Source organism: Limnobaculum zhutongyuii (assembly GCF_004295645.1).
Classification (GTDB): Bacteria; Pseudomonadota; Gammaproteobacteria; order Enterobacterales; family Enterobacteriaceae; genus Limnobaculum; species Limnobaculum zhutongyuii.
The window spans coordinates 3,226,187-3,244,659 of the sequence record NZ_CP034752.1; the positions used below are offsets into that span (position 1 = coordinate 3,226,187).

Consider the following 18,473-nt stretch of genomic DNA (forward strand, 5'->3'; position numbering starts at 1 on the left):
CATTATTTTGAACCAGCAGCCCAGCGAAAGCCCCACCGGAAGGCATTATCCATATCCTTATGTCCGCTGAAATATTGGTTAATACGTTCAATGTTGATAGACCCGTTATTGTTAACCAAGCGAGCTATCGCACACATGCCATTTCGGTTCTGGCCTTCAGTTAATCGCGTTTCGATTGGTCCCTGACCCGGCATATGGATGGTAACAACACCATCCGTTTGAGCCCAGTTAGGTACCCCTTTATAAATAAAGGCAAACACCAGAACTTCCTCTATATTCTTCCATTGGGAACCGTTGATATGCAGCCATTCACCATCAGTGACGGCACCGGTCCGATCGTCCCCTTGTAGTTCAACATAAGGATCCGAATCAAAATAGCCAAAGGAATTCCCTAATGCCTGTATTACCCACTTATCATCATCTTTCAGACGAACAAATGCACCTAAATCTAAATCGATAGACTTATTTGCACCTAACAGATTATTCAAAAAGCCTTTGCCTTCTGCTTTCTGATTCCAGTTTAAATTAACCCGAATCAGTCCAAAATCATCTTTCTTACTGAGATTAACCCGAGGGCCCTCTTTGGTTAATGAGATTTTACTTAAGTTTACAGTCGACTGCCCCGCAGATGCGGCAGGAGAAGGTGCAGGAGCCGGTGGTGGTGACGGCGGAGCAGCAGGTGTTTCATCGGCGTTAACTTCAACGCCAAAATGCTCTGCCAGCGGCTTTAAGCCACCGTTAAATCCCTGATCGATAAAGCGGAACTTCCATTCATCATTACGACGATAGAGTTCGCCCAGAATTAACGCGGCTTCTGCACGACCGGACATTTCCACATTGGCGACAATGATCACTTCATTATCGCATTCAACCTGAATAGCCAGCTTACTCAATGCCTGAATAGTGTCGTTATTATCGCAGGTTAACGCAAAGGTGATTTTCTTAACCGACGCTTTAACCTTAGGTAAATTCACTTCAAAAACGGAGGTTTGCCCTTCCTCTAACAGGCTCACACTGCCATCATCGTTGATTTTCTGACCGTAGAAGACCATATCGGCATCGCCGGATACTTTATCGTTGTCATACAATCGATAAGCAGAAACATCCGCCGCTTTTCCGGAGATGATTTTAACTTTTAAAATGGATGATGGAACGGAGGTATTGCCTCCTGCAATTAATTCTTTCACTGAGAAAGCTCCCGTTTAATTTGTGGAATCATATCCTTGACTGTTCGACCATTAATCGCAATACCGTGCGCTTTAAACGTCCAGTCACCATGATTACGGCTAAGAGAAGCAATAAACACGCCTGTATGACCGCCCTGTTCTGTCAGGTTATAACGAACTAACTCTTTCCGATTCGAATCCACCACCCGGCAGAAAGCATTAGCGACCTGATTAAACGTCTGGCCTCTGAAACTGTTTACGGTAAACGCCAGTGTGCTCACGTTAGCCGGAAGCTGCTTCAGATCAACGGTGATGATTTCATCGTCACCATCCCCTTCACCGGTCAGGTTATCACCGTGATGAATCACCGAACGACATTTAGACTTAAGGCGCATAAACCAGACATTCTCAATTAACTGGTTATTGGCATCAAGTAAAATACAGGATGCGTCTAAATCGATACTGCCACCGCCTCCCAGCAGCTTGCCAAAGAAGCCGCCGCCGGAGCCTGATGAAACAGGATCCCAACCTAGTCCGATGTCAACTTTCGATAACGCGGAAGACATTTTAGTTAACGACACTGACTGGTGTTTAGTTAAAGAAACTTTACCCGATGGCCCGACAACCGGCGCGGAAACTGGAGCTGGAGCTGATGTTGGCGCAGGCGCTGCCGGAGCGGGAGTAGAAACAGCAGGTTCATCATCCGCCACTTCAATACCAAAATGTTCAGCCAGTGGTTTCAAACCGCCATTAAAGCCTTGGGAGATAAAGCGGAATTTCCACTCATCATTACGACGGTACAGCTCACCTAATATAAGTGCAGCTTCACTACGTCCTGCCAGTTCTGAGTTGGCGATAATCAAACTCTCACCGGCAGATTCAACCTGAATAGCCAGTTTCCCCAGCGACTGAATGGTCTCGTTTTTATCACAGGTCAACGCAAAAGCGACTTTTTTAACCGCAGCACGCATTTTAGAGAGATTAACTTCAAAGACGGAAGTCAATCCTTCTTCAATCAGATTAATGCTAAGGTCATCATTGGTTTTTTGTCCGTAAAACACCATATCTGAATCGCCAGATACTTTATCGTTATCGTACAAACTATAGGCTGAAATATCGGCAGCTTTACCGGAGATTATCTTGATTCTTAAAGTGGAGGATGGGACCGGGGCATTGCCTCCTGCGATGAGTTCTTTCACTAAATAACGCTCCAATGTCATTGAATCAGCTACAGCCAGCTGATTATCACTATATCGAATACTATAACTTACTGTTTCGTATTAATTAAAATATATATCGTTCAAAAGCATACTGCCCTAATATCATAACGTTTAGTCCGATGCTTTCTCGTTTACCTATAATGTTAAAATTCTGACCTTTGGTAAGAAAACCAACATCAAACCGGCATAACACTGCATTATCTTGTGAAGATTTGTCCTAAAAAATGTTAATTTTAATCCCATCCGCTCATCATTTAACTAGCCTAATATATCTTTTTTATGAAAGCGAGTAGGTTTTTATCGGACTTTCAGCCAGAAAATAACTTACTGGTGAAATAATTTCACAACAAACTAATCAACAGATTAAACAACAAACTCAAAAAAACCATAACGTAATAAAATAAAAAGAGATTTTAATAAAAAAATTCGGTCTCTTTCCCAAAAAACAAAATTTAATCTGTAAGAACGACGCTTTGGTTAAGATATAAATTTACTTATTGAGACTAAAACTCTTCGACTGATAAAATGATGATAAATTCACTTCAATGTACAAAAATACTCTTTTCAATGAAAAGTGACCATAAACTAAAAGTTTTATCTATCAATATCGCAATATAATGTAAGATAACCACTGTTTTTATCTAAAAACGCAATTATATAAATTCAGGCCGGTGTGATTAAGGAAGCGTCTCATGTTACTATTTACCGAAGGATTATCGTCACAAAGAGAAATCATTGCTGAGATAAAAACCCTGTTTCCGTCTCTGTTTGTTGTGTCTACACACTCTCAAGAGCGTCCCGAAATTCATGAGTTCTCCGATAGCACAGAAGCAGAACCTAAAAATGCCGATCTCCGCCTGACCTTTTTACGCGATATCATTAGCAGATATGGCATAAAGCTGATCCATGCTGGCAAGCATACGTTATGGTATGAAGCGCATCGCGATATCATTGAGTCTCTGGGGGTCACGCTGGTAACCGGCGTTTCTGATGTTGAGATGTTTGACATTGCCGACAGCAAAATTCGCTTTGCTCAGTTGATGAAGCAACACCAGCTTCCTGTGGTACCTTCAATAGAGATTACCAGTGCGGACCAGTTAGAAGCTGAACTTAAATCCCGCCCTTTTGGCAATGATGTTCTGTACTGCGTTAAGCCAGTAAAAGGCATTTATGGTATGGGCTTCTGGAAGCTTTCAGATGATATTCCTGCCGCCCGATGCTTTTACGACACCGACTCACGCATGGTAAATACTGATGTTTTCTTACATGCGATGAAACAATCCAATGACTTTAAGCCATTGGTGTTAATGCCTTATTTAGATGGCCCTGAACGCTCGGTTGATATGGTTGTCAAACAGGGAGTTACCATTAAAGCGGTTGCCAGAATTAAAAATGGATCTTACCAAAGCTTTGAAGAATCGGGACCCGCTATCGATTTAGCCATTGCTTGCGCTTCAATCCTTAAAGCCGACGGCATTGTTAATGTGCAAACCCGCAATGCACCAGACGGAAGCCCGGTTTTACTGGAGATAAACCCCCGTCCATCGGGAGGTATTGGCTATTTAAGCCATTCAGGTATCAGCCTGCCTGGACTGTTTGTTCAAACTTATCTTGATATTAAACCAGCAGTGAGCGCCACAGACCATCTCCTGCCAAATATTAGAGTTCGTCCTTTAACGCAGGCCATTATTGTTCAATGAAGAGAACGGTTTTCTTTTCATATCATCAGGGAATCGAATGTTAACAATCGAGTTATCAACCGGCGTTATTTCAGTAAGTTCTGAGCAACCGACTGATTTTAATGCGCTGTTTGAAATGGCAGAAAGAAATAATCCTAAACGTTCTTTTCTGTTTGTCAGTAAGGTACTGGGAAAACATATCCCGGTAACACCGTCAGCAATGAAGGCCAGTCACCGTGCCTTAGCGACGAAAATCCCCGCTGACTTACCACCGCCAATACTGTTTATCGGTATGGCTGAAACTGCCGTTGGGCTGGCCGCTGGTGTGCACCGTGAATACACGCGAGCAGGAAAGCAGGCTTGTCTGGTCACCTCTACTCGTCACCCGGTGGATGGAGAACTGTTTTGTGAATTCAAAGAGAATCACAGCCATGCTACCGACCATCTGATTTACCTTCCCGAAGAGCCACAGCTGCGCGAGATGTTTTTGCAGGCGCGTTCTCTGGTTCTGGTTGATGATGAAGCCACCACCGGAAATACTTTCTGTAATCTTTACCAGTCATTATCGGCTGCAGGCCTGTCAAACCTGTCGCAAATCGTCACCGTAACCCTGACCAACTGGAGTGATGGCGCATTAGCTAAACGATTAGACATTCCGGTCAATGAAGTCTGTCTGATATCCGGCTCCTGGTCATGGCAGCCTAAAGAAGATGCGCAGATTCCGGTGATGCCATCGGTGAACGTCACCGCTCGTGGATTAGCCCCAATGGCTACCCAACAAAACTGGGGGCGATTGGGCTGTAAGCAACATACATTAACTCTGGCGCGAGATTACGCCCCATATATCGGAAAAAAAGTGCTGGTTTTGGGTACCGGTGAATTTATGTGGCAACCATTTCTGTTGGGCGAACAGTTGGAAGCGGCTGGCGCTGAGGTATACCTCAGTTCTACCACCCGATCACCGATCTCCATTGGTATGGCAATCAAATGCGGCATTGCCTTCTCGGATAATTACGGGCTGGGTATTGCGAATTATATGTATAACATTGTCCCTGATGAGTATCAGCACATCTTACTGTGCTGCGAAACACCCGACGCGTTTTTAGATCCTGAGCTGTTGTCCTATTTAAGCAGTGGTAAAGCCGCACTGGAGGTTATTGTTCATGACTAACGCCTCACAGCCTATCGCCCTGATCGATCTGGATGACACCATTTTTCAAACCAAGCGTAAGATGCTCAATGAGCTAAATATTGAGCCAAAACATACCGGAGCGCTGGACAGGGAGTACCAGCCCCGCAGTTTTATGTCCGAAAAACAGTTTAATTTTGTTAACTGGCTATTAAGTACTGCAGAAACCATCCCGGTTACCGCCAGAGGTACGGAAGAACTATCAAGAGTTCAGGTCCCTTTTACCAGTTGGGCTATTGCCACACATGGCGCAGTGATTTTGAATAAAGACCGACAGCCAGACGAAGAGTGGAAAAGCATTGTGCTCAACAGGCTGCAATATATCTCTCCATTAGTGGTACAACTCCGCGATGCCTGTGAGCAACTGTTAAACAAAATGCAGGTTAACGGCTGGGCCAGAATCAACTATGAGTATGATAACCAGCCGGTTTATTTTGTGATGAAACACACTGATAGCACCAAAACTGAAGAGATTTATCGGGTTGCTGACCAATTAATCAAAGAGCAGGATTGCTCGGCGTTTTATCTGCACCGCAACGGCAACAATGTGGCCTTCTTGCCTCATTGCATCGATAAAGGTCAGGCGGTTAAACACCTGCTTAGCAGACTACTGGCAGACGCGCCCGACCGCCCGGTATTGGGTTTAGGTGATAGCACCAGCGACCATCGTTTTCTGCATTTATGTGACTGGTTTGGCATGCCTAAAAATAGTCAGTTATCACAATTTCTATCATCTTTAATTACGTAAATTGGAGTTAACGTGGCATTACACGGATTTTCCGGCTCGTATCCTACTGAATGGATAAATTTTCTCTTAAACACCGTCGTTACTGAATTAACGCCAGTAGAAGAAAAAGAGCGTTTGATTCAAAGCGGAGAGAAACACTATTCAGATATGCTCAGTGAAGAACCTGAGCCAAGTGCTTTTCATCTTGAACTTTATCAGGGCGCGCTGGAGGCTGGAAGCTATCGGCTGGCCACGGAAGTGATGGCATTAGCCAAAGCGCTGGCCAACAATCTGCCCAATCAGGAGATTGTATTAATCAGCCTGGTCAGAGCCGGAGTTCCCCTTGGCGTCTTGCTACATCTGGCGCTTCAAAAGCTAGGCATCCGTTCATTTCACTATGGCATCAGCATTATCCGCGACCGGGGTATCGATAATGCTGCGATGACTCAAATAGAACAGCAGCACGGTACAGAAGGTATCGTATTTGTTGATGGCTGGACGGGCAAAGGTGCCATTACCCAAGAGCTACGCCGCTCTTTATCCACGCGTTCAGGCTATCCGGATCGCGATCGCTTAGTGGTATTGGCGGACGTCTGTGGTAGCGCGTGGTTAAGTGCATCAACTGATGACTGGCTAATCCCCTTTGGCATTCTGGGTGCGCCGGTTTCCGGGCTAATATCGCGTTCCATCTGGTCGAGTGATGACTATCACGGCAGCGTCCAGTGTAATCATTTAGCCAAATTTGACCGCAGCGTCTCTTTTATTAATACGGTAACCAAACAATGGGATAGCATGGATATCACCGCAATTAAAGCAGCGGTATGCGATGACCCAACGGTTTATCCGCTGTTAAAAATGAGTCAGGATACCGTGACTTCGCTGGCTAACCAGTATGGCATCAAAAATCTTAATCGTATTAAGCCGGGTATTGCAGAAGCGACGCGTGCCGTATTAAGACGGCTTCCTGACCATGTATTAGTGCGTTCTAAAACCGATAGCGATGTTTCTCTGCTGATGTACTTAACCGAAAAATTATCTATTCCGGTACAGGAAGTTGGAGACGCCATTGCCCCCTATCGAGCTATTACCATTATTAAAAAGGTAGGTAAAGAATGATTACTCCCTACGATTTAGGTGCAACCTTGTATATGCCCGCCACCAGAAACGACCTGTTTCAGGTGATCGCTCAAAATAAGTATCCTAACTTAAAGTCATTGGTTATCTGTCTTGAAGATGCAGTAGTTGAGAAAGAGATTAAGCTGGGAATCGAAAATCTCAGTCAATTGCTGGCTAATATTGCCGATCTTAATTTGAAAGATGCCCCGCTGATATTTATCCGTCCGCGCAATATTCCCATGGCTAAAACCCTGATAGACAGGCTGGACTTAAGCAAAGTAACCGGATTCGTCCTGCCTAAATTCGAACTGGATCAGGTGGAGGAGTGGAGCCAGACACTCGCCAGTACACACCTTTTAGCCATGCCAACGCTGGAGACAGCAAACTGCTTTGATGCAACCAAGATGAATATCCTGGCGAACACCATGCGTAATGATGCCTATTTTTCCCGGAAAACCATCGTATTAAGAATTGGTGGTAATGACTTGATGCATGTGCTGGGAATTCGCCGTAATCGCTCCAGAACCTTATACGATGGCCCGTTAGGCTATGTGATAAAAATGATTGTTTGTATCTTTGGGGCTCAGGGATTTTATATGACCGCCCCGGTATGTGAAATTATCGACTCCCCGACGGTGCTGCTGGCCGAACTGGAGATTGATAATGAACATGGTCTGGTCGGAAAAACTGCTATTCACCCTAAGCAAATAGAACATATCAATAATGCTTTTAAGGTTCAGGTCACCGATTATCTTGATGCCCTAAAAATTCTTAATAGCAACAGTGCCGTTTTTCAGTCCAACGGTGCCATGTGTGAACCAGCAACCCACCATATGTGGGCACAAAATATCGTTTCCCGCTCGCAGTCTTATGGTTTTGCGGATGAGGTTCCACACTCGATATATGAACAACATCAATCAGAAAAAATTCTGTAATCTTCTGATAGAATCTGCCGCTATTATCACTGATTCACAGCCCCATAAGGGACGGATCATTTAAACATTTGGACGTTATACGTTGAGCATCAAGATTAAACCTGAATTATACAAACTGTCGATCGCTAACCCGTTGCACTGGATTGCTACGGGTTTTGGCTCCGGCCTGTCACCTAAAGCGCCAGGGACTTTTGGCTCTCTGGCTGCAATCCCATTCTTTTATCTGTTGCAAATGTTACCAATGCCCGCCTATTTGGTGATGCTGGTACTCACCTTTGCCCTTGGCGTCTGGGCTTGCCAGTCAGCAACGGATGCCATCGGCATGGACGATCACGGAGCCATTGTCTGGGATGAGTTTGTCGGTATGTGGATCACCTGCATCGCTCTGCCGCAGGGTTTTATCTGGATGGTCGCTGCGTTTGTTACCTTCCGCTTTTTTGACATTCTGAAGCCCTGGCCAATTCGTTGGTTTGATAACCATTGCACCGGTGGCTTTGGTATCATGATTGATGATGTGATTGCCGGGCTGATTGCTTTAGGTGTCATACAGGCGGCATACTGGTTGGTATAACAGCCATTTCAGCACTTGCTTCCTGTTGCAATATGGCTACCTGTTGTTCAATAACGGCCAGCAAATGAAGCAATTGTTGCTGATTTAGTCCACCAAAACCAAAAAATAGCAACGGCGAAGCAACCGTCTTCAGCCAAGCTGTTTCTGACCCATTGGCCAATTCGGTCAACGTATCAAAACGAATGTTTTCCTGCAGGCAGCGCTCCCGCAATTGCGCTACCTGCTCAATCGTGAGCGGGCATGCCAATGTGAGATGCAGCCCGTTTTCAACACCCAAAACTTTTCCCTCAGGGAAGATACGCTGTAGCCCCTCCACCAGTAAACGCTGACGATTAGCGTACTCCTGTTCTAACTTACGTAAATGGCTGTAATAACGCTGGTCATGCATAAAGTCAGCCAGAAACTGCTGCTGCAGCCAGTTACTTCCACTGTTACTTAACGCTTTCATATTTTGTACGGAGGTCAAAATGGCATCCGGACACACCATATATCCCATCCGCATACCCGGCCCCAGCGTTTTAGAAAAGGTACCGATATAAATCACCCGATCGTCTTCATCCATCGCTTTCAGCGCAGGCAGAGGCGTACTGTTATAAGAAAATACTGAATCGTAATCATCTTCAATGACATAGGCTCCGGTCTTTTGCGCCCAGGTTAACAAAGCACAGCGGCGCTCAAGGGAAATGGTCCCGCCAACCGGATACTGATGAGAAGGGGTTACATAACAAAGCTGAACGGGATGCGAAGGAAGCTGTTCAACCTGAATCCCCTGTTCATCCACCGCTACCGTTTCTACATCAGCCTGGTAATAATTAAACAGATGCCATGCCCCGGAATAACAAGGGGACTCGGTGACCACTTTGCAACCTTTGGTATTGAGAATGAAAAGCTGGGCAAGTAAAGCCAGCCCCTCCTGAATTCCGTTAATCACAATCACGTTTTCTGGCTGAGTTTCAATACCGCGAGTCAGGCGTAAAAATCTGACTAATTCCGTACGTAACGAAAGCAACCCCTGAGGAGAGTGGTAGCGGGTTAGTAAATGATGTTTAGAATTACTGGCTGAGTTATTCCACTTTCGCCAGCTTGGCCATGGAAAAGCATGAGGATCGGGAACGCCTAATCGGCAATAAAGTTCAGGAGTAGCCGGAGAGTAAACATCCAGACCTACGCTGGCTGGCATCAGCCTGACTGGCTCTCTGGCATTCTCAATGCGAGCGGCCTGAGGCGCCTTTTGTAACGCGCTACTGAAAACCACCTCATAACCAATACCCGGACGACTTTTAACATAGCCATTTTGAATCAGCTTGTCATAAGCCATCACAACGGTAATCCGTGCCACATTCAAATTTCGGGACAGTTCGCGAATCGATGGCAGCCGATAACCAACGGGTAATTCTCCTTGCAGTAATGCCTGATGTATTGTCTGAAATATCTGTTGCTGCAAGGGGGTACCCGATGATGGGTCCAGATGAATATCCAACATACTAAACCGCCATTTCCATCAAGTTAAGAGAGTGTAAAAGCCATCATTGCATCATAGGGGAGAAACATCCCGCTAAAAATTGATACTACTCATAATGTGTTATCTGTTCCTATTAGCAATACCGCCCCGTCTCTATCTGTCACCCGTATTTCCCCGTTAACGTGCTTACAAAAAACAGAGAGATAACTATGTGTAAGCTAAACAAAAAAGCAATGTCACTGATGTTCAGCGGCGCGTTATCAATGCTGTTACTCATTTGGGGAAGCTATCAGGGAATTCATTACACCAGCAAAACCGAGTTTTGCCTGTCCTGCCATTCCATGAGCATACCAGCAAAAGAGTATCTGCAAAGTGTCCATTATAAGAATGCATCCGGCGTACGAGCAGAATGTAAAGACTGCCATATTCCACCCGGAGTGATTCCTACGCTGGTTCGTAAAACTCAGGCGGTAAGTGAACTTTATTATCAATGGATTTCTCCGTCTATCGATACACCAGAGAAGTTTGAAGCTAAACGAGCGGAGCTGGCGCATAAAGAGTGGTCTCGTATGGCGGCAAGCAATTCCGCTGCCTGTAAGTCTTGCCACAGTTATCAGGCAATGGACCATGGCAAACAGTCCTCTTCTGCCGCTCAACAAATGAGTTCAGCAGCAGGGAAAGATAGCCAGTGTATCGACTGCCATAAAGGCATTGCACACCGTAAACCAGACACCAGCAGCGGCTTTCGTGATGATTTCAAAAAGCTGCAGCAACAGGCACAACAATTACCTGAAAATCGAGAACTGTTCACACTGAGCGATAAAAAGATCGCTGCCGTAGCCAATGGTGAAGCAGGTAAAGCCCAACTGATGCCCGCCACCAAAGTCACCGTACTGGCACATCAGGATAATCAAGTTCAGATAGAAATCATCGGCTGGCGTGAAAGTCATGGTCGGGGAAGAGTTATCACTCAGTATCCCGGTAAGCGCATATTTAGTGCTGTACTGGATGACTCGCTGTTACCGGCGGTAAAAATCCTTAGCCAGCAAGAAGATCCTGTATCCCATCAGCAGTGGGAACAGATTAGCGTTACCGCCTGGACATCTCAGGAGGGATTCAGCACCAGCCTGCAGCCCGTATGGCAATATGCAGAGAACATGTTGAAATCCACCTGTAGCGCCTGTCACAGCACCCCTCCGACCACCCAATACAACGCCAACGGCTGGATTGCCGGATTAAAAGCCATGTCCACTTACTACCGCTTAAGCAAGCAGGAAGAGAGCACACTGCTGAAATACCTGCAAACCCATGCCAGCGACACCAGAGAATAAGAACACAATGAGGATATTCCTATGAATTTTCAAAAGATAAGCTCTTCAAGACGCCGCTTCATTCAGGGCGTAATGGCCACCGGAGCCCTGAGTGCCATCAGTTCTGGTCCATTAATAAGTCGAGCCTGGGCAGCAGAAACCAACCCGGAACAGTGGGTTCAATCCGGTTGTCACTTCGGCGCTTTTGAAGCCAAAGTGGTTAATGGTGAGTGGACTGATACACGTTCATTTAAGCATGATAAATTTCCTTGTGACATGCTTAAGGCAGTGAGAGAGATTGTGTATAACCCCTCTCGCGTTCGCTATCCAATGATTCGCCTTGACTGGCTGCTAAAGCGAGAAAAATCCGATCGTTCACAGCGAGGTGATAACCGTTTTGTACGTGTTACCTGGGATCAAGCGTTGGATCTGTTCTGGCAAGAGCTGGAGCGAGTACAGAAACAATACGGTTCATCCGGTGTGTTTACCGGCTTCGCGGACTGGCAAATGGTTGGCAAATTGCACAAAGCGGGTGGAGCAATAGACAGAGCACTCAGCATGCACGGCAGTTATGTGACTACTGTAGGTGACTATTCCGCCGCCGCCGCACAGGTGGTTCTCCCTCATGTGATAGGTTCACTGGAAGTGTATGAGCAACAAACCTCATTACCACTGGTGATTGAAAATACCAACATCATCATTCTTTGGGGCTGCGACCCAATCAAGAATCTACAAATTGAGTATCTGGTTCCCGATCACGAGCCTTTCGGCTATTGGCAGCAAATCAAAGAAAAAGTAACGCAGGGAAAAATGCGGGTTATCAGTATCGATCCGGTTCGCAGCAAAACGCAAAACTATCTGGGCTGTGAGCAACTGGCGCTCAATCCACAGACGGATGTCGCACTGATGCTGGGGCTGGCCCATACCCTGTATAGTGAAAAACTGCACGATGAAGCCTTTATCAAGGAGTACAGCGTTGGTTTTGAGCAGTTCTTACCTTATCTGACAGGAGAAACCGACAAACAGCCAAAAGATGCCAACTGGGCTGAGGCAATTTGCGGTATCAGTGCTGAAGAGATACGTGAATTAGCCCGTCAGTTAGTTAAAGGACGTACCCAGTTTATGGGAGGATGGTGCGTGCAGCGGATGCACCATGGTGAGCAGTACCCGTGGATGCTGGTAGTGCTGGCGACAATGGTGGGTCAGATTGGCTTACCCGGCGGCGGTATAGGATTTGGCTGGCACTATAACGGTGGCGGCACGATAACGTCCAAAGGACCCGTTCTCTCTGGTCTTGGTGGGTTAAACAATCCACCTAAAGCAGTGCATGCCGCAAATTTCCGTGGAGCATCACCGCACATTCCCGTTTCCCGCATGGTTGACTGTTTACTCTCTCCGGGTAAAAAATTAGCCTTTAACGGCGAAACCCTTACCTTTCCGGATATCAAAATGGCTATTTTCACCGCAGCCAACCCATTCCACGCCCAGCAAGATCGTAACCGTATGATAGAGGCCTGGAAAAAGCTGGAAACCATCATCGTTCTTGACCATCAGTGGACTGCCTCCTGTCGTTTTGCTGATATTGTTCTGCCGGTCACCACCCGCTATGAACGTAATGATATCGAGCAATTTGGTACCCATTCTAATAAAGGGCTGCTGGCCATTCGTCAGGTGGTTAAACCACAATTTGAAGCTCGCCATGATTTCGATATTTTTACCGAACTGTGTAAGCGTTTTAATCAGAATGAAACTTACAGTGAAAAACAGACAGAAATGCAGTGGATTAGGCGCCTGTATGACGAAGGCCGTAAGCAAGGTCAGGAAACCGGTATAACCATGCCTGATTTTGACACCTTCTGGAATGGCGAAGGCTACATTGAATACCCGACAGGTACCCCCTGGGTACGTCATGGGGAGTTTCGCGAGTCACCTGACCTCAACCCGCTGGGTACCCCCTCTGGGCTGATTGAAATATACAGCAAAACCATTGCCGGATTCGGCTATCAGGATTGCCCGGGTCATCCGGTATGGCTGGAACCGTTTGAGCGCAGCCACACCGGCAAACAGGCGGAGTCCTACCCACTTCATCTTCAGTCTTGCCATCCGGATAAGCGCCTGCATTCTCAAATATGCTCCAGCGATAACTACCGCCAGACTTATGCCGTCAATGGGCGTGAACCGCTGTATATCAACCCGACGGATGCAAAAGTTCGCGGACTGAAGAATGGCGATATCGCCAGAGTATTTAATGCCCGCGGGCAGGTATTAGCTGGCGTAGTTATCAGCGAAGATTATGCGCCAGGCGTTATACGTATTCATGAAGGTGCCTGGTACTCACCGCAGGAAGGTGGCAAAGCTGGTACCCTCTGCACCTATGGCGATCCTAACGTGCTGAGTGCTGATATAGGGACATCTCAGCTTGCTCAGGGTCCTTCTGCCCATACAGCCATTGTTCAGGTTGAACGTTATCAGGGAGTCATTCCTGCAGTAACCGGTTTTGGTGGTCCGCAGCTAGTTCAAGGAACACATGCATGATAAAAACCGATAATCTGGCCCGGGAACGGGCCAGTATCTACCGTTGGTTTGCTTGCCTGCTGTTTAAGGAGCTCTCCGTTAGCGATATGACCTCATTAAGCTCGCCGGAACTTCAGCAGCTACTGCGTGGGTTGAAATCAATTCCTGAGCTACGCCTTCCCGCCGATTTATTCAGGCGTAAAGTGAAGGCGTTAATCAATCGTTCGGACAATCATCTTGAACTGGCCGCTGATTATGCAGAACTATTTTTGATGCCACCACCGAGTGGGGTATCTCCCTATGCCGGGCACTATCCCCATAGTTCTCCGGCGGAAGAAAGAATTGTGATGAACCAATGGCTAAATCACCTGAAGCAACAAACCGGAAATAATGAGGCATCGGACCATTTAGCCGTTCAACTTGCTGTAATGGCTTTATTAATTGAGTCCCGTGATGGTCAGTCTCCCACCTTTGCTTCACAATATAACTACCTGAAAGAACGTCTGATTAGTTGGTTACCGGGTTTAGTTAAACTATGCCAACAACGAGATAAGTTTGGTTTTTATTCATCCCTGCTCAGGTTACTCAAAAGCTATATGTTGCAAGATGAACTGTATTTAGCTGAGTGCATTCAATCATTATCTTCAAATATACACGCCTCATAACCCACCACTCACTTACCAATAACCAGTTAAAAACATGATTATTGGTAAGTCATTTTTAGGATTTGACTTAATTAATCTAAATAAAAGCTCATAACAACAAGTAATCATGATGGTTTTTTTTAGGACCACAAGTGTGTGGAATTAGGCGATGACGATCGGCAGAATACCTTCCAAGCAAGCATGACTCAACGGCCTCAGCCCTTTACCAACGAGTTCATGACTTTTCAGTTTTATCCAAACAGGTACCAAATAGTGCAAATGAATATTATCAATAAATATACCGTTCCTGCCCTGATCGCCGTTGTTTTTGGATTTGGTGCTTTTCAGGCTTATCACACTTATGACAACCATAAGAGCTATGCCTTAAGCAGTACATCCAAACACCCCCATAAAGCAAAAACGGAGGTCGCCGCTGAGCCAGCGAACTTGATGTTATTTAATCAACCAACAAGTGCACCTAAGACAGCCGTTCAGGCACCGCCTGTCGCGGTAGAAGTCAGTGCCATCGTTTATAGCGATGATACGGATTTATCCATGGCTACTCTGAAACAAGGCAGTGAAGAAATTAACTATCGCGTTGGTGAAATGCTTAAAGGTTACAGCGACGTATTTGTTGATTCTATTGATAAAGATGGCATCCATCTGCGTAATAAAGGCAACATGGAAACCGTTAAATTAAAACAGCCTGACTATATGAAAGGACACGCAGCATAGTCAGGATGTTAACGATAAGTTCGAATAACCCCGTTCTCACTCGTCGTATCACAGGACGTATTAAGTTAGCAGATAGGGACTATCTGGAAGAATTCGCTGCGAAATTTGGATGGTAAACGCAGCAATCAGGGAAGATATAACTCCCTGGAATAAAGCCGCAGGGAAGCGGCCGCGTTACAAGCAGGAAGCATTTGAAAGGATACACCGCACAATCAGGATGAGACAGTAACCGCTAATGTGCCTCGACGTTATCGCTGTTACTGATGTGCATAATAAAACGGCCCCGCCAATCATGGCAGGGCCGTTTGTTTTTTTACTACTCTAAACGTTCATCAGATACGGGTTTACATTACAGCGCAGCAATAGTTGCCTTCTGCTCCAGCAGCTTGGCTTTATCTTCGATAAAGGTCGCTAAACGCTCACGCTCTTTAGCCACGACCGCTTCAGGAGCACGAGAAACAAAGCCTTCGTTTTCCAGCTTGCTCTCAATTTTCCCGATTTCATCTTCAATGCGCGTCACTTCTTTCGCCAGACGTTCCAACTCAGCGGCTTTATCTACCAGACCCGCCATTGGAATTAACAGCTCGGCACCTTCTACCAGTTTAGTCACGGAAACCGGACCTTTATCACCGGCTGGCAGAATGGTAATTGATGACAAACGCGCCAGCGTTTTAATAAAGTTTTCGTTTTCCATCACCCGGCTTTGTGCCATCGGATTGGCTTCACGCAGTAACACATCCAGCAGTTTGCCTGGCGCAATGTTCATCTCGGCGCGAATATTTCGTACCGCAACAATCGCCTGTCTTATCCATTCCAGAGAATCTCTGGCTGCTTTATCATCCAGTGCCGCATCGTATTCCGGCATAGGTTGCAGCATGATGGTATCGGCAGTGATATTTTTCAGCAGTTTCACGCGCTGCCAGATAGTTTCAGTGATAAATGGAATAATCGGATGCGCTAAACGCAACAATGACTCCAGCACATGAACCAGCGTATGGCGCGTACCACGCAGTTCTGTTTCAGAACCTGAGTTCATCACCGGCTTCGCCAGCTCCAGATACCAGTCACAGAACTGGTTCCAGGTGAATTCATACAGAATGTTGGCAGCCATATCGAAACGATAGCTATCCAGCGCTTCACGATAGGCTTTCACCGTCTGGTTAAACTCAGCCAGAATCCAGCGATCCGCCAGCGAAAGCACCATCTCACCGCCGTTTTGACCACAATCCTGATCTTCAGTATTCATTAATACAAAGCGGCTGGCGTTCCATAGCTTATTACAGAAGTTACGGTAACCTTCCAGGCGTTTCATATCCCAGTTGATATCACGACCGGTTGAGGCTAACGCCGTCAGGGTAAAGCGCAGGGCATCAGTACCATGAGCTTCAATTCCGTTCGGGAATTGCTTCTCGGTACGCTTACGGATTTTCTCCGCCAGCTGTGGCTGCATCATATTACCGGTTCGTTTTTCTAACAGGCCATCCAACGAAATACCGTCAATCATATCCAGTGGGTCAATAACGTTACCCTTGGATTTAGACATTTTCTGTCCTTCGTCATCACGGATAAGGCCGGTAACGTAGACGTTTTTAAACGGTACCTGCGGCTTGCCGTTCTCATCTTTGATGAAATGCATGGTCAGCATGATCATGCGGGCAATCCAGAAGAAGATGATATCGAAGCCACTCACCAGCACATTGGTTGGGTGGAAAGTACGTAAATCTTCGGTATTTTCCGGCCAGCCTAATGTTGAGAATGTCCATAAACCGGATGAGAACCAGGTATCCAGTACATCTTCGTCCTGAGTCAGAACCACATCGGCCGGAATATTATTCTCTTTACGCACTTCTTCTTCGTTACGGGCAACGTAGACGTTACCTTCAGCGTCGTACCAGGCAGGAATACGATGTCCCCACCATAGCTGACGGGAAATACACCAGTCCTGAATATCACGCATCCAGGAGAAGTACATATTCTCATACTGCTTAGGTACGAATTGAATATCGCCGTTTTCCACCGCTTCAATAGCCACTTTTGCCAGCGGAGCAGTACGTACATACCACTGATCGGTTAACATTGGTTCAATAACCACACCACCACGGTCGCCGTAAGGTACCGTTAAGTCATGTGGTTTAATCTCTTCCAGCAGGCCCAGACCATCAAAAGCTGCAACCACGGCTTTACGCGCGGCAAAACGTTCTAACCCACGCAGCTCAGACGGTAGCTCATCAGAATAATCTTCGCTTGGTTTACCATTGGTATCAAATATCTCTGCGCTATCGCGGATATCGCCGTCGAAGGTCAGAATATTGATCATCGGTAGCCCGTGGCGGCGTCCAACCTCATAGTCGTTAAAGTCATGAGCTGGTGTGATTTTCACACAGCCGGTGCCCTTTTCCATATCCGCATGTTCATCACCCACGATCGGAATACGGCGATTGACCAGCGGCAGAACAACATACTTACCAATAAGATCTTTATAACGCGGATCTTCCGGGTTAACGGCTACGCCGGTGTCGCCCAATACTGTTTCAGGGCGAGTGGTGGCGACCACCAGATAATCTTTACCGTCAGCGGTTTTTACCCCGTCTGCCAGCGGGTAGCGCAAGTGCCACATGGAACCTTTGGTTTCACGGTTTTCGACTTCCAGATCGGAAATCGCCGTACGCAATTTTGGATCCCAGTTAACCAGACGTTTGCCGCGGTAAATCAGGTTTTCTTTATGCAGACGAACGAACACTTCTTTTACCGCATTGGACAAGCTTTCATCCATGGTAAAACGTTCACGATCCCAGTCTACCGATGCACCTAAACGGCGCATTTGACCGGTGATAGTGCCGCCTGACTCTGCTTTCCACTGCCAGATTTTGTCGATAAAAGCCTCACGAACGTAGTCATGACGCGTCTTGTTCTCTTCAGCGGCAATTTTACGCTCCACGACCATCTGAGTAGCGATACCGGCGTGGTCAGTCCCAGCCTGCCACAGGGTATTTTTTCCCTGCATGCGCTGATAGCGAATCATGGCATCCATGATGGTCTGCTGGAACGCGTGTCCCATATGCAGGCTACCGGTGACATTCGGTGGAGGAATGACGATACAGTAGCTCTCTTTGCTGGTGTCGCCATTCGGCTTAAAGTAGCCACTCTCTTCCCAATGTTGATAAAGGGACTGTTCGATCTCTTGCGGGTTATATGTTTTTTCCAT

The 18,473-nt window shown here is 46.4% G+C and carries 13 protein-coding genes and 2 pseudogenes; 10 read left to right on the forward strand and 5 right to left on the reverse strand.

The annotated features are described in order from the left end of the window. Nucleotides 1-2: 2 nt before the first annotated feature. The 3 genes and pseudogenes from EKN56_RS14530 to EKN56_RS21500 form a co-directional block, all read right to left on the reverse strand. Nucleotides 3-1,187 (reverse strand): TerD family protein, encoded by a 1,185-nt coding sequence (locus EKN56_RS14530; protein ID WP_246019835.1) that lies wholly within the window; start codon nucleotides 1,185-1,187, stop codon nucleotides 3-5. Beyond that, a pseudogene (locus EKN56_RS21290) lies at nucleotides 1,184-1,771 on the reverse strand (TerD family protein); the annotation flags it as partial. The pseudogene EKN56_RS21290 and the gene EKN56_RS14530, both read right to left, overlap by 4 nt. Before the next feature lie 126 nt (nucleotides 1,772-1,897). Then, nucleotides 1,898-2,386, reverse strand: a pseudogene (locus tag EKN56_RS21500) (TerD family protein); the annotation flags it as partial. Nucleotides 2,387-3,078: 692 nt separating this feature from the next. On the opposite strand from EKN56_RS21500, the gene EKN56_RS14540 reads away from it, so the two are divergent. The 6 genes from EKN56_RS14540 (at nucleotide 3,079) to EKN56_RS14565 (ending at nucleotide 8,603) form a co-directional block, all read left to right on the forward strand. Then, the gene (locus EKN56_RS14540; protein WP_130592444.1) at nucleotides 3,079-4,086 is read left to right on the forward strand and encodes an ATP-grasp domain-containing protein; all 1,008 of its coding nucleotides are present in this window, start codon (nucleotides 3,079-3,081) and stop codon (nucleotides 4,084-4,086) included. Between the two features lie 37 nt (nucleotides 4,087-4,123). Then, a complete protein-coding gene (locus EKN56_RS14545) occupies nucleotides 4,124-5,236 on the forward strand; it encodes a phosphoribosyltransferase domain-containing protein (protein ID WP_130592445.1) in 1,113 nt (370 codons plus the stop codon). Beyond that, nucleotides 5,229-6,002 carry an HAD family hydrolase gene (locus EKN56_RS14550; RefSeq protein WP_130592446.1) on the forward strand — a complete coding sequence of 258 codons (774 nt, stop codon included), beginning with the start codon at nucleotides 5,229-5,231 and terminating at the stop codon, nucleotides 6,000-6,002. The genes EKN56_RS14545 and EKN56_RS14550 overlap by 8 nt, the downstream gene beginning before the upstream one ends. A gap of 12 nt (nucleotides 6,003-6,014) precedes the next feature. Next, nucleotides 6,015-7,097 carry a cysteine protease StiP family protein gene (locus EKN56_RS14555; protein ID WP_130592447.1) on the forward strand — a complete coding sequence of 361 codons (1,083 nt, stop codon included), beginning with the start codon at nucleotides 6,015-6,017 and terminating at the stop codon, nucleotides 7,095-7,097. After that, the gene (locus tag EKN56_RS14560) at nucleotides 7,094-8,032 is read left to right on the forward strand and encodes an HpcH/HpaI aldolase/citrate lyase family protein (protein WP_130592448.1); all 939 of its coding nucleotides are present in this window, start codon (nucleotides 7,094-7,096) and stop codon (nucleotides 8,030-8,032) included. The genes EKN56_RS14555 and EKN56_RS14560 overlap by 4 nt, the downstream gene beginning before the upstream one ends. An 82-nt stretch (nucleotides 8,033-8,114) precedes the next feature. After that, entirely contained in the window at nucleotides 8,115-8,603 is a 489-nt protein-coding gene (locus tag EKN56_RS14565; protein ID WP_130592449.1) for a phosphatidylglycerophosphatase A family protein, read from the forward strand. On the opposite strand, the gene pdxR is transcribed toward EKN56_RS14565, so the two are convergent. After that, on the reverse strand, nucleotides 8,575-10,086 hold the full coding sequence (gene pdxR / locus EKN56_RS14570; RefSeq protein ID WP_130592450.1) for a MocR-like pyridoxine biosynthesis transcription factor PdxR: 1,512 nt from the start codon (nucleotides 10,084-10,086) through the stop codon (nucleotides 8,575-8,577). The two genes, EKN56_RS14565 and pdxR, sit on opposite strands and share 29 nt — an antisense overlap. 188 nt (nucleotides 10,087-10,274) lie before the next feature. Here pdxR and EKN56_RS14575 point away from each other — a divergent pair, with 188 nt between their 5' ends. The 4 genes from EKN56_RS14575 to EKN56_RS14590 all read left to right on the forward strand — a co-directional run bounded on the left by EKN56_RS14575 (nucleotide 10,275) and on the right by EKN56_RS14590 (nucleotide 15,268). Further along, nucleotides 10,275-11,396 (forward strand): NapC/NirT family cytochrome c, encoded by a 1,122-nt coding sequence (locus EKN56_RS14575; protein WP_130592451.1) that lies wholly within the window; start codon nucleotides 10,275-10,277, stop codon nucleotides 11,394-11,396. Between the two features lie 21 nt (nucleotides 11,397-11,417). Continuing rightward, a complete protein-coding gene (torA, locus tag EKN56_RS14580) occupies nucleotides 11,418-13,910 on the forward strand; it encodes a trimethylamine-N-oxide reductase TorA (protein WP_130592452.1) in 2,493 nt (830 codons plus the stop codon). Then, nucleotides 13,907-14,554: a molecular chaperone TorD gene (torD, locus tag EKN56_RS14585; RefSeq protein ID WP_130592453.1), complete on the forward strand. Its 648-nt coding sequence runs from the start codon at nucleotides 13,907-13,909 to the stop codon at nucleotides 14,552-14,554. Before torA ends, torD begins: the two co-directional genes overlap by 4 nt. A 258-nt stretch (nucleotides 14,555-14,812) precedes the next feature. Next, a complete protein-coding gene (locus tag EKN56_RS14590; RefSeq protein WP_246020093.1) occupies nucleotides 14,813-15,268 on the forward strand; it encodes a type II secretion system protein N in 456 nt (151 codons plus the stop codon). A gap of 349 nt (nucleotides 15,269-15,617) precedes the next feature. Here EKN56_RS14590 and EKN56_RS14595 read toward each other — a convergent pair whose 3' ends face one another. Next, the gene (locus EKN56_RS14595; protein ID WP_130592455.1) at nucleotides 15,618-18,473 is read right to left on the reverse strand and encodes a valine--tRNA ligase; all 2,856 of its coding nucleotides are present in this window, start codon (nucleotides 18,471-18,473) and stop codon (nucleotides 15,618-15,620) included.

What these genes read in the sequence shown, in the direction of transcription:
- EKN56_RS14595 (WP_130592455.1), bottom strand. Translation starts at nt 18,473, where the DNA reads ATGGAAAAAACATATAACCCGCAAGAGATCGAACAGTCCCTTTATCAA.
- EKN56_RS14545 (WP_130592445.1), top strand. Translation starts at nt 4,124, where the DNA reads ATGTTAACAATCGAGTTATCAACCGGCGTTATTTCAGTAAGTTCTGAG.
- EKN56_RS14560 (WP_130592448.1), top strand. Translation starts at nt 7,094, where the DNA reads ATGATTACTCCCTACGATTTAGGTGCAACCTTGTATATGCCCGCCACC.
- EKN56_RS14540 (WP_130592444.1), top strand. Translation starts at nt 3,079, where the DNA reads ATGTTACTATTTACCGAAGGATTATCGTCACAAAGAGAAATCATTGCT.
- EKN56_RS14550 (WP_130592446.1), top strand. Translation starts at nt 5,229, where the DNA reads ATGACTAACGCCTCACAGCCTATCGCCCTGATCGATCTGGATGACACC.
- torD (WP_130592453.1), top strand. Translation starts at nt 13,907, where the DNA reads ATGATAAAAACCGATAATCTGGCCCGGGAACGGGCCAGTATCTACCGT.
- pdxR (WP_130592450.1), bottom strand. Translation starts at nt 10,086, where the DNA reads ATGTTGGATATTCATCTGGACCCATCATCGGGTACCCCCTTGCAGCAA.
- EKN56_RS14590 (WP_246020093.1), top strand. Translation starts at nt 14,813, where the DNA reads ATGAATATTATCAATAAATATACCGTTCCTGCCCTGATCGCCGTTGTT.
- EKN56_RS14575 (WP_130592451.1), top strand. Translation starts at nt 10,275, where the DNA reads ATGTGTAAGCTAAACAAAAAAGCAATGTCACTGATGTTCAGCGGCGCG.
- torA (WP_130592452.1), top strand. Translation starts at nt 11,418, where the DNA reads ATGAATTTTCAAAAGATAAGCTCTTCAAGACGCCGCTTCATTCAGGGC.